Origin of the sequence: Caulobacter sp., assembly GCF_965279145.1 — a bacterium.
In the GTDB taxonomy this organism is placed as follows: Bacteria; Pseudomonadota; Alphaproteobacteria; order Caulobacterales; family Caulobacteraceae; genus Caulobacter.
This window is the reverse complement of sequence record NZ_OZ257139.1, coordinates 2087747-2099704: the sequence shown is the minus strand read 5'-3', so window position 1 is coordinate 2099704 and position 11958 is coordinate 2087747. Positions and strand designations below refer to the sequence as shown.

The 11958-nt window shown below is 68.6% G+C and carries 8 protein-coding genes; all 8 read left to right on the top strand.

The features are described from left to right. Positions 1–104 precede the first annotated feature (104 nt). The 8 genes from ACQY9P_RS09720 to ACQY9P_RS09685 all read left to right on the top strand — a co-directional run bounded on the left by ACQY9P_RS09720 (position 105) and on the right by ACQY9P_RS09685 (position 11943). Positions 105–779: a DUF484 family protein gene (locus ACQY9P_RS09720; protein ID WP_421739462.1), complete on the top strand. Its 675-nt coding sequence runs from the start codon at positions 105–107 to the stop codon at positions 777–779. Next, positions 776–1708, top strand: coding sequence for a tyrosine recombinase XerC (locus ACQY9P_RS09715; protein WP_421739463.1), 933 nt, complete (start codon positions 776–778; stop codon positions 1706–1708). Before ACQY9P_RS09720 ends, ACQY9P_RS09715 begins: the two co-directional genes overlap by 4 nt. 136 nt (positions 1709–1844) lie before the next feature. Beyond that, positions 1845–3818 carry a methyl-accepting chemotaxis protein gene (locus ACQY9P_RS09710; RefSeq protein WP_421739464.1) on the top strand — a complete coding sequence of 658 codons (1974 nt, stop codon included), beginning with the start codon at positions 1845–1847 and terminating at the stop codon, positions 3816–3818. 364 nt (positions 3819–4182) lie between these two features. Further along, positions 4183–4788, top strand: a complete 606-nt coding sequence (locus ACQY9P_RS09705; RefSeq protein ID WP_421739465.1) for an RNA polymerase sigma factor — start codon at positions 4183–4185, stop codon at positions 4786–4788. Then, a complete protein-coding gene (locus tag ACQY9P_RS09700; RefSeq protein WP_421739466.1) occupies positions 4754–5719 on the top strand; it encodes a FecR family protein in 966 nt (321 codons plus the stop codon). The genes ACQY9P_RS09705 and ACQY9P_RS09700 overlap by 35 nt, the downstream gene beginning before the upstream one ends. 95 nt (positions 5720–5814) lie before the next feature. Next, positions 5815–8193 (top strand): TonB-dependent receptor domain-containing protein, encoded by a 2379-nt coding sequence (locus ACQY9P_RS09695; protein ID WP_421739467.1) that lies wholly within the window; start codon positions 5815–5817, stop codon positions 8191–8193. Beyond that, complete coding sequence (locus ACQY9P_RS09690; RefSeq protein WP_421739468.1) at positions 8193–9392, top strand: ComEC/Rec2 family competence protein; 1200 nt, start codon at positions 8193–8195, stop codon at positions 9390–9392. The genes ACQY9P_RS09695 and ACQY9P_RS09690 overlap by 1 nt, the downstream gene beginning before the upstream one ends. A gap of 238 nt (positions 9393–9630) precedes the next feature. Further along, positions 9631–11943, top strand: coding sequence for a TonB-dependent receptor (locus tag ACQY9P_RS09685; protein ID WP_421739469.1), 2313 nt, complete (start codon positions 9631–9633; stop codon positions 11941–11943). Positions 11944–11958: the final 15 nt, after the last annotated feature.

Here is an 11958-nt window from a genome sequence, read left to right as displayed (position 1 = left end):
TCGAGATGGCGCATCGTCGCCCGCCGCAAGCCGGCGTTAACCGATCTGGGGTTTGATGTTCGCCTCTGAGTGGATTTGCCCGGTGGGGGCGGAGAAGGCCGACAATGAGCGATGCGACGCAAGCCCTGATGCCGGTCGACCCCGAGGCCGTCCGTGCGTTCCTGCGCGACGAACCCCAGTTCCTGCGCGAGGACACCAGCCTGCTGGGCGAACTGGGCCTGCGCATCGACGGCGGCAATGTCATCGACTTCGGGCCCGCCGCCCTGGCCCGCGCCGCCGCCGCCCATCGCCGCGAAGCCGTGGTGCGTCGCGAGATCGAGGACACCGCCCGCGCCAATTTCTCGGCCCAGGCCCAGACCCACGCCGCGGTCATCGACCTGCTGGACGCCCGCAATCATTCCGACCTGGCGCGCCGCGTCGACGAGATGGCCGCCCTGCGCTTCTCCCTGACCACCGGCGTCATCGCCCTGGAAGGCGGTCCGCGCGTTCCCGCCGGCTGGCACGCCCTGATCGAGGGTCAGGTCGACATGCTGATGGGCGAACACGCCGTGGCCCGGATGGGCTTCTACGCGCCGGCCCTGGGCCTGTTCGGCGACAAGCTGGACCACATCCGCAGCATGGCCATCGTGCGCCTGGCCCTGTGGGAGCCCTCGCGCCAGGGCATCCTGGCCTTCGGCTCGTCCGATCCCGAAGCCTTCACCCCCGACATGGGGTCCGACCTGGTGGCCTTCCTGGCCCGCGTGGTCGAGCGCACCGCCGAGCGCTGGCCGGTCCTGTGAGCCCGCCGGCCCACAGCGGCCGGCAAGCCCTGACGGCCTGGCTCGACTATCTGACCCACGAGCGCCGGGCCTCGCCGCGCACCGTGCGGGCCTATGGCGACAACGTCATCGCCTATCTGAACTTCCTGGAACGCCACCGCGGCGAGACGGTGTGGCTGAGCGATCTGGGCGCGATCACCGCCGCCGAGCTGCGGGCCTATCTGGCCTTTCGCCGGCAGGGCGATGACGCCCTGGCCCCGCGTTCGCTGTCGCAGAGCCTGTCGTCGATCCGCGCCTTCCATCGCTATCTCGACCAGCGCCACGCCACCCCCAACGCCAATATCGACCTGGTGCGCGGCCCCCGGCTGCAGGTGGGTCTGCCGCGCCCGGTCACCGAGGACCAGGCGCGCGGCCTGCTGGCCGAGGCGGGCGCCGATCCCGATCGCGAGGACTGGGAGGTCGCCCGCGACGAGGCGGTGCTGACCCTGTTGTGGGGCTGCGGCCTGCGGATTTCCGAAGGACTGTCGCTGTTGCGTCGCGACGCGCCCCTCCAGGAAACCCTGCGCATCACCGGCAAGGGCGGCAAGACCCGCATCGTCCCGGTTCTGGACGCCGTGCGCCAGGCCGTGGACGCCTATGTCGCCGCCCTGCCCTTCGTGCTGGCGCCGGACGAGCCGCTGTTTCGCGCCAAGCGCGGCGGCGCCCTGTCGCCCCGCCACGTCCAGGCCCTGGTCCAGACGCTGCGCGGGCGACTTGGACTGTCGGACCGGGTGACGCCCCACGCCCTGCGCCACGCCTTCGCCACCCATCTTCTGGGGGCCGGCGCCGATCTGCGCGCGATCCAGGACCTGCTGGGCCACGCCTCGCTGTCGACCACACAGCGCTATACTCAGGTCGACGCGGCGGGCCTGATGGCCGCCTACTCCAGGGCCCATCCCCATAGTGGGTAGCAAACTGTGACAAGCTGTCGCGATAAACCCAGCAAAAACTGGGAATTAACCGCGTTTTTACTGCATGCGCGCCTTCTGTAGCCAAGACCGACGCTCGTCCGCGCATCAGGCGGGCGCTACGGACATGGGGCTAGCGATGAAATTCGACGATCTGAAGATTTCGACCAAGGTGGCCCTGCCGGCCGTGATCCTGACCGTGGTGGCCCTCGCCATCGTCGGTATGGGCGCCTGGCAGGCGAAGAAGTCAGAAGCCGCGACCCAAGTGCTCGTCGAACAGCGCGCCCCCGCCGAACTGGCCGCCGCGCGCTTCAATCGACGGGTCACGGCGATTGGCTATGCGGCCTATCGCACCGTCTCGAACGCTGGCACCTCCCCCGAAGCCCAAGCGGCCAGCGCGGAGATGGATCAGAGCTACAAGGAAGGCAAGAAATACCTGGCGGAGGTGAAGAAGACCGACCCCAGCTCGGCCAAGGCCGTCGCCGGCTTCAGCGATCGCATGGACAAGATCTATTCCAGCGCTCGTCAGGGCGCGGATCTGGGCCTGCAGGACGCCAATGAGGCGGCCATCATGGTCATGGCCGTGATCGACCCAGACATCGCCAGCCTCACCAAGGACGTCAACAAGTTCGTCGATGTCCACTCCGGCCAGACCGAGGTCATGGTGACCAAGGCCGCCAAGGACGCCACCGCCGGCACGATCTTCAGCGTGCTGTTCGGCGTGATCTCGGCCGGCGCGGCCATGGTCTTCGCCCTGTGGATCGGTCGTTCGAAGATCTCCACCCCGCTCGACAACCTGTCCAAGACCATGGAGACCCTGGCCCAGGGTTCGGTCGACGTCGACGTGGTCGGCGCCCAGCGCAAGGACGAGGTTGGCGCCATGGCCCGCTCGGTCCAGGTGTTCAAGGACAACGCCCTGGCCCTGCGCACCGCCGAAGCCGCCCAGCTGCGCGCCACCGCCGAGACCGAAGCCGAACGCCGCCGCAACCAGGAAACCGCCGACGCCGCCGCCCGCGAGCAGGCCTTCGTTATGGAAAACCTCGCCACCGGCCTGAACAAGCTGGCCGAGGGCGACCTGACCTACCGCGTCGATCAGGACTTCCCCGACGCCTACAAGCGCCTGCAGTCCGACTTCAACGACTCCATCGCCCAGATGGAAGAGGCGATGCGCACCATCGTGCACGCCGCCAGCAGCATCGGCGCCGGCGCCGACGAGATCGCCTCGGCCTCCGACGACCTGTCGCGCCGCAGCGAGCAGCAGGCCGCCAGCCTGGAAGAAACCGCCGCCGCCCTTGACGAGATCACCGCCACGGTGAAGCGCTCGTCGGCCGGCGCCGTCGAAGCCTCGCGGGTCGTCGGCTCCACCCGCGCCGACGCTGAACGCTCCAGCGTCGTGGTGCGCGGCGCCGTCGACGCCATGAACCAGATCGAGAAGTCCTCGCAGTCGATCAGCCAGATCATCGGCGTCATCGACGAGATCGCCTTCCAGACCAACCTGCTGGCCCTGAACGCCGGCGTAGAAGCGGCGCGGGCCGGTGAAGCCGGTCGCGGCTTCGCGGTCGTCGCCCAGGAAGTTCGCGCCCTGGCCCAACGCTCGGCCGACGCCGCCAAGGAAATCAAGACCCTGATCTCGACCTCGACCCAGCAAGTGGGTCAGGGCGTGGCCATGGTGGGCCAGACGGGCGACGCCCTGCAGGCCATCGTCGCCAAGGTCAGCGAGATCGACGCCCTGGTCAGCGAAATCGCCGCCGGCGGCGCCGAACAGGCGACCGGCCTCAACGAGGTCAACGCCGCCGTCAACCAGATGGACCAGACCGTTCAGCAGAACGCCGCCATGGTCGAGCAGTCGACCGCCGCCAGCCACTCGCTGAAGGGTGAGGCCGGCAATCTGATGCAGATGATCTCGCGCTTCCAGGTCGGCGGCTCCAGCGCTTCGACGGCCCGCGCCCCCGCCCGCCGTCCGGCCGCCCCGGCCACGCGCCCCACCCTGCAGCCGGCCTCGTCGGCCAGCCGTCCGGGCGCCAATCCGGTCCGCGCCGCCCAGGCCAAGCTCGCCGCCTTCGCCGGTTCGGCCAAGCCGGCGGCCCAGAGCGAAGACTGGGAAGAATTCTGAGGTTGATACAGGCTTAGTAAGCGTAAGCGCCCCGTCCCCCCTCTCGGGGCGTTCCTCCCCTGAAGACCAGACTGAAGCCCCGCCGGACGCACCGGCGGGGCTTTTTTCATGAGGTGTCCGGGGTGGAAGGGCTGAGGCCTAGTGAACCGATCATAGGCGGTCTTTGAGCGGGCCCTTGCGGATGGGGTGGCGAATTTCAAGCCGGGCAACTGAAGGCGACCGTGCGCCATTGGCTGACCTTGGCTCACTCACGAAAGACGGACGGCCCAGTCGATCAGCACGCGCAACGGCCATGCCTCACCTAAACGCTCTGGCGCTTCGCATTTGGCTAGCTGTCACAAATGGCTGGTAGCAGTCTTCGTCCATGACCTTGGCCACTCACGAGCGGGCGATCTGGCTGGCGCGCAACGCGCTGCCGCACGAGCCGGCTCTGCGCGCGTGGCTGTCCCGCCGCCCGCTGGCCGGACTCGAGGTCGATGACATCGTTCAGGAGACCTATGCCATCCTCGCGGCCCTGGAGCGGGTGGACCACATCCTCAACGGCCGCACCTACATGTTCGAGGTGGCCAAGTCGGTGGTGCTGCGGTCGCTGCGTCGCAGCCGCATCATCGCTTTCGAAGCCCTGGCCGAGGCAGAGGGCATGGAGCCGCCCAGCGATGCTCCCTCGCCCGAGACCGTGGCCGCCGATCGTCAGGAATTGACCCGCATCGCCGCCCTGATCGCTGGTCTGCCGACCAAGTGCCGCGAGGCCTTCACCCTGCGCAAGGTGCATGGTCTGTCGCAGCGCGAGGTCGCCCGACGCATGGGCGTTTCCGAGAACACGGTCGAGAAGCACGTCGGAAAAGGCATCGGTGTGCTGATGAATGCATTGGGGCGTGGCGGAAACGAACGCTTACAGGCATCTAGGGACCGTAAGCCCCAGGACCCGAGAGACGTTGAGCACGACCCGAGACAGCAGCGCCGACATTGACGCCGCCGCGGCCGCCTGGGCCGCGCGCGTTGACCGGGGGCCGCTGTCTGAGGCAGACCAGGCCGCCCTGGAGGCGTGGGCCGCGCAGGATCCGCGCCGAGCGGGGGCCTATGCCAAGGCCCTGGCCGTCAACGCTCACCTGGACCGCGCCCAGGGCCTGGGCGCCGACTTCGCGCCCGCCGCCCATCCCGCCGCGAAAGCCGCTGACCGCCGCCGCCTGCTGGCGACCGGGGGCCTGTTGGCCGCCGCCTCGGTGGTCGGGGCCGTCGGCTATGGCGCGCTCAGCCTCCAGGGCCGGGTGACCACCGCCAAGGGCGACATCCGCCGCGCGCCGTTGGCCGACGGCTCGGCCGTAACCCTCAATACCGACACCACGATCCGCGCGGCCTTCGACGGCAAGATGCGGCGGGTCGACCTGCTGCGCGGCGAGGCCCTGTTCGATGTCGCCAAGGACCCCGCCCGTCCGTTCGTCGTGGTGGCCGGTCATGTCCGTGTGCGGGCGGTGGGCACCAGTTTCACGGTCCGAACCCACGCCAACGGTCAGGTCGACGTGATCGTTCGCGAAGGCGTGGTCGAGGTCTGGCGCGGCGCCGAGGGCAAACCCGTGCGCCTCGCCGCCGAGCACGCCGTTCAGGTGGCGAGCGCGGGCGCCCTGACGCCCACGACTGTCGGATCGGCCGCCGTCGACCGGGCCATGGCCTGGCGGCAGGGCCAGATCGACCTTGACGGCCTGACCCTGGGCCAGGCCGCCGACGAGTTCGCCCGGTATTCTGACCGCCGCATCGTCATCGACGACCCGGCGGTGGCGAGGCTGAAGATGACCGGCCTGTTCTCCGCGAGCGATCCCGACGGCTTCGCCAAGGCCGCGGCTTTAAGCCTGGGCCTCAACGCCACGCCACAGGCCGACGGCGTACGCTTGACCCGCGGCTGAACTTTTTTCGAGGACGGCATGGCGGGAGTTTCGACATCGAGGCTCCACCCCGATGAGGCCGGCGCGGATCCGGCGGATTTCGGGGCGACACCATCATGATGCGAAAGCAAACCCTGGCCGGCGGCGCGGCCGCCCTGGCCCTCCTGGCCTGCGCCCTCCCGGCGGCGGCCCAGCAGCGCACCTTCGACGTGCCTGCCCAAGGCGCGGCCTCGGCCATCTCGGCCTTCGCCCGCCAGGCCGGCCTGCAGGTCGTGGCCCCGGCCGACGGCCTGGAAGGCGTCCGCACCCAGGCTCTGAAGGGTCCGATGGATGCTCGCGCGGCGCTCCGGAAGCTGATCGCGGGCGCGGGTCTGGAGATCGCCTCCGACAGCAACGGCGTCATTGTCCTGCGCCGCGTGGCGACACCGACCGCCGCCGCTGTCGAGGCCGAGCCCACGGCGCTGGACACCATCATCGTCACGGCCCAGAAGCGCGAGGAAGCCGCCCAGGGGGTGCCGATCTCGCTGACCGCCTTTTCCGGTCGCGCGGTCGAGACCTATCGCCTGGAGAGCCTGCGCGACATCTCGCGCCTGACGCCGGGTCTGCTGGTCTCGTCGTTCAGCCAGAGCAGTCCGACGATCGCCGTGCGCGGCGCGACCAACACCTTCACCCAGATCGGCGCCAACAAGCCGGTGGCCGTCGTCATCGACGACCTGTTCATCCCCCGCAACAGCGCCGCGACCTTCGAGCTCTATGGCCTGAACTCGGTGCAGGTGCTGAAAGGCCCGCAAGGCACGCTGTTCGGCCGCAACGTCACCGGCGGCGCCATCGTGCTGGACACCGGCAAGCCGTCCTTTGGCGGTACGGCAGGCTCGCTGCGCGTCGGCGGAGGCGACTACGGTCTCCGCCAGGTCGATGGCCGTATGGACGCGCCGGTCGGCGAGACCATCGCCCTGCGCCTGGCGGGCTCGCTGAAGCAACACGACGGCTACGGCAAGGACCGCCTGACCGGCCGCGAGCAGGACGACCTCGACAGCCGAAGCCTGCGCGCCCAGGCCCGGATCCAGGCCACGGACGCCGTCGAGGTGCTGCTGGGCGCCGACTATGCCGAAGACCACAATGGCGGCCGCACCCTGTCGTCCAGGGCCGCCGGCTCGGACGGCGATCGCCGCACCTCGGAACTCGGCTACAATCAGGGCTTCGCGCGCAACCAGTGGGGCGCCTCGGGGCGGCTCTATTGGAACGCGCCGGTCGGCCAGGTCACCGCCATCACCGGCTATCGTTGGTCGCAGTCCGGCGAGGACTATTCGGGCACCGGGGCCAGCTTTCGCTTTCTTGCCGGGACCACCACCCAGTCGGTGAACCGCGACGTCGACGACGTGGGCCTGTTCTCGCAGGAGGTTCGCTGGGCCAGCCCGAAGTGGTCGCGCGGCGATCTGGTGGCTGGCGTCTATTTCGCCGACGAGGACGCCAAGCGCCAGTTGCGCACCCGCGGCCTGGCCGCCGTCACGGGCGTGGCGGCCTCCGATGTCCTGACCGACCAGGCGGTCAAGACCAAGAGCCATGCCGCCTTCATCGACGGCACGGTCCACCTATCGACCACTTTCGATCTGACCCTGGGCGCGCGCTACACCCATGACGAAAAGACCGCCTCGCTGGTCCGCACCGACTTCGTGCGTCCGGCGACCGGCAGCTTCACGGCCCGCGACCTGAAGGCGGACTGGAGCGAGGTCACGCCCCGCGCCGTGCTGAGCTGGACACCGCGCGAGGACTTCAAGGTCTATGGCAGCGTCACGCGCGGCTACACCGCCGGCGGCTTCAACACCGACGCGGCCGTGATCACCGCCCTGGCCCAGCCGTTCGATCCCGAGACCGTGACCAACTACGAGCTGGGCGTGAAATCCCAGTGGCTGGCCGACACCCTGCGCGTCAACGCCTCGGTCTTCCACATGGACTACAAGGACAAGCAGGAGCTGTTCTTCAATAACGTCACCCGGGTGCTGACCATCACCAACGCCGGCCAGGCGACCGTCGAGGGCGCGGAGGTCGAGGTCGCCTGGCGTCCCCTGCCCTGGCTGAACCTGAGCGCAAACTACGGGCTGCTCGACACCGTCTACGACCGCTTCGTCATCCCGGGCGGCGCGGTGAACACCGGCAACCCGCTGGGCTCGTCGCCGCGCAACAAGGGCGCGATGGCCGCCGACGTCCGCATTCCGCTGAACGGCGCGGGTTATCTCACCGGCGCGATCAGCTGGGCCTATACGGACGGCTACTACACCGGCGCCACCAAGGACCCGAACCTGCATATCGACAGCTACGCCCTGACCAACCTGTCGCTGGGCTACGAAAGCCGCGACGGGCGCTGGATGCTGACGGCCTGGGCCAAGAACCTGGGCGACGTCGACTTCCTGTTGACCCCGTCCACGCAGGGCGTGCTGGCCGAATATCTGGGCGAGCCACGCACCGTGGGCGTCATGCTGTCGGCGAAGTTCTGATGGCGGCGGTCGTGACCCGGCGCGGCCTGCTGCTCGGCGCCGCCGCTCTCGGCGTCACGGGTTTGGGCGCGGCCGCCCCACTGTCGGACGACGACGTCGTCGGTCAGCCGCTGCGCCCCTGGCGGCGCGGCGGCCTTGATATCCACCACATCGCCACCGGCCGGGGCGACTCGACGCTGATCATCGGGCCAGACGGCTCCAGCCTGATGATCGACGCCGGCGCCTCGAGCACGCCGCCGCCGGCCAGCCTGGACATTCGCCCCAGCGCGGAACGGCGCGCCGGAGAGTGGATCGGCCGCTACGCCCGTCGCCAACTCGCGGCCACCGGCGGCCAGAGGCTGGACGCCTTCCTGGTCACCCACCTACATCCAGACCATGTCGACGGCCTGGCCGACGTCGCCGCCGCCCTGCCGATCGGCAAGTTGGTCGACCGGGGTTACCCTGACTATTCCTATCCCCGGCCGTTCGACGCGCCTTTCGCCACGGCCTACCAGGCTTTCGTCCGCGATCGGGTCCACGCCGGCGGCAAGGTCGAACGTTTCCGGGTCGGAGCCGCCGACCAACTCGTTCTGCCCGGCGCGGAGATTCGCAATCTGGCCGCCAACGGTGAGGTGTGGACCGGGCATGGAACCGAAACCCGACGCCTCTTCCCGGCGATCGATTCACTGCCGGTCGCCGATATCCCCGACGAGAACGCCTGCTCGGCCGCCATCCGCCTGCGCTACGGCGCCTTCGGCTATTTCGCCGCGGGCGACCTTACCAGCAACAGCTTCGACGGGACCCTACCCTGGCGCGATGTCGAGACCCCCGCCGCCCAGGCCGCTGGCCGTGTCGATGTCGCCGTCGCCGCCCACCACGGCATGTTCGACGCCACCGGCGCGGATGTGGTGCGGGCCCTGAGGCCCCGCGCCTGGGTCATCCCCGGGTGGCATGTCGCCCACCCCAGCACTGATACGTTGGAGAGGATGATGAGCCAGCGCCTCTACGCGGGCGCCCGCGACGTGTTCGCCACCGGTCTCTCCCCCGCCAACGCGCTGGCCCACACGTGGCTGACGGACCGTCTGGCCGCGCGCGGCGGCCATGTCATCGTTCGCGTCGCCCCCGGCGGAGCCAGCTACCGCCTGGTCGTCACCGACAATCGCGACGAGGCCGATCGGGTCCTTTCGGCATGGGGCCCCTGGGAGGCCTCGAGTTCCTGATCGGCATGGCGCGCCATGGCCGGACTCTCGAACCGCCCCAGGAACGCGACGGGCGGTGATCCGGCCGTGACTTAAGGGGAGGCCGTGGCAGCGATGTTAGAGGTCAGAGCAGACTCCTTGCTCCGGCGAAGCGCTGGTCTCGCGGCGCCTGGCGCTGGTCGCCGACAAGAGATCGGCTTGCACAAAAGTGTCACGCATAAACGATACGTCACCGTACCGTTTATGCGTGGAGGTACCGTTGAGAAAGATCAGTCTGCTCGCCGCGACGGCGTTGTGGGGCATTGCCGCTTCGGCCCATGCACAGGCGCCAAGCGCATCGACCGCCAACGACACAGCGCTGGACGAGATCGTGGTCACGGCCCAGAAGCGCACCCAGCGCATCTCCGATGTGCCGATGTCCATCAGCGCCTATGACCAGCTGTTTCTCAAGCAGATCGCCGCCACTGAACTGACCCGTGTCGCCCAGGTGACACCAGGCCTGACCATTCAACTGCAGGACCGGCTGCTGCCGGGCATCTCCCTGCGGGGCATCACGTCCGACGACACCTCGCCCGCGGCCGAGCCGCGCGTGGCGCTGTTTCAGGACGGCGTGCCGATCACCCAGATCGGTTCAGGCTACGCCGAAATGTTCGACGTCGACCGCGTCGAGGTCGAAAAGGGACCGCAGTCGACGCTGCATGGCCGTTCGGCCTTGAACGGCGGCATTTCCGTCTTCCAGAAGATGCCGACGCGGACGCGCGGCCTCGAGGTCAAGGGCGGCGTCGGCGACTACGGCTATCGTCAGGCCCAGGTGGTGGCCAACCTGCCGGTGACGGACGCCTTTGGCGTCCGGGTCGGCGCGCTGATCCACAAGCAGGACGGCTTTCTCAAGGATTCCGACGGCTCGGGCAGCTACAACAATGTCGACAGCCAGGCCCTGCGCCTGACAGCCCAGTATGAGCCGAGCGCGGATTTCTCGTTCCGCTTTTCGGGCACCTATGATCGTGACGACACCGACAGCGGCGGGGCGTTCAAATCCAGCGTCTTCAAGCCGCTCGACCAGACCACCGGCGCGGTGGTCGGCGACCTGCGGTTCTGGACGCCGACGCACCTCAGCACGTTCGGCCAACTGCCCGACGCCTACAGCAAGCGGGAGGTCGTCGGCCTCAGCGGCGCGCTCAGCCGCCGCATCAGCGACAAGCTGGAGCTCAACACGATCACCGGCTATCGCTGGTACAGCGCTTGCCAGGCCGGCGATATCGACGGCACGCCGACCAATCTGATCGCCTATGACCAATGCAATGGCGGCGAGCAGTACTCGCAGGAAGTCCGGCTCAACATCCGCGATATGGGCCGCTTCGAGGGCTTTGTCGGCGGCGGCTATTTCAAGGCCGACAACGACCTGTCGATCGACCTTGGATCCGACGAGCGGGCCATGGCCCTTCTGCTGTCGGGCTCCTTGCTGCGCTTCGCTCCGAACGGCCTGACCAACACCCAGATCAACACGCTGCTCGGCTCCAAGGCCGCCGCGTACAAGGCGTTCCATCTGGATCACAAGGTCCAGACGGCCAAGGTCGAGACCTTCGATCTGTTCGCCGACGGCACGGTTCACCTGGACGGCGGCTTCGAGGTGTTCGCCGGTGGGCGGGTCACCCGCGACTCCAAGGACGTCACCCTGCTGGCGAACACCCCGCTGGGCGTCTCGCGGTTGACCGGCAAGGGGCTGTTGATCGCCTCCACGCCGAACGGGGGCCAGCTCAGCGGTCACCGCGAGATGACCCTGGCCACGGGCCGGGTGGGCGTTCGCTACGTGATCAATCCCGCGGTCAACCTCTATGCGGTCTACGGCATCGGCAAGCGGCCGGGCCTGGTCGAGCTGGCGGCGAGCGGCGCGGCCGACCTCATTCCCGAGGAAAAGCTGCGCTCGGCCGAGAGCGGCGTGAAGTTCCGTCTGCTGGGCGGCGCGCTGATCGGCGACGCCTCGGTCTATCACTACGACTATTCGAACTTCCAAACCAAGCAACGGCTCGACGGCGTTCTGGTCTCGGTCAACGCGGGCGACGCCAGCGCGGATGGTTTCGAGACCCAGGCGACCTGGCGCGCGTTCAAGAACCTGACCGTCTTCGGCAGCTATGGCTACAACCACGCGCGCTTCGGTTCGGGCGCCTATGAAGGCAATCGCTTCCGCAACAGCCCCGACCAGAAGTTCGCCGTCGGCTTCAACGCCACCGCGGATCTGCCGGTGGGCACGCTGAGCTTCGCGCCGGTCTACAGCCGGCAGTCGAAGATCTTCTTCTCCGACGACAACGATCGCGCCGATCTCCAGGTCCGTACGCCCGCAGCCTTCTCGGACGTCAAGGTCGACGAGTATCAAAAGGGCTTTGGCCTGCTCAGCGCCAAGCTTAGCCTGACGCCGTCGTCGGACGCTTGGTCGCTCGCCGTGGTGGGTGAAAACCTGCTGGACACCAAGTTCATCGTCGATGCGGGCAATACGGGCGACGTGTTTGGCATGCCGACCTTCGTGACCGGGTCGCGCCGCACGGTCCGGCTGGAGCTGAGCTTCAAGATGTAAGGCCATCGCCCGAGG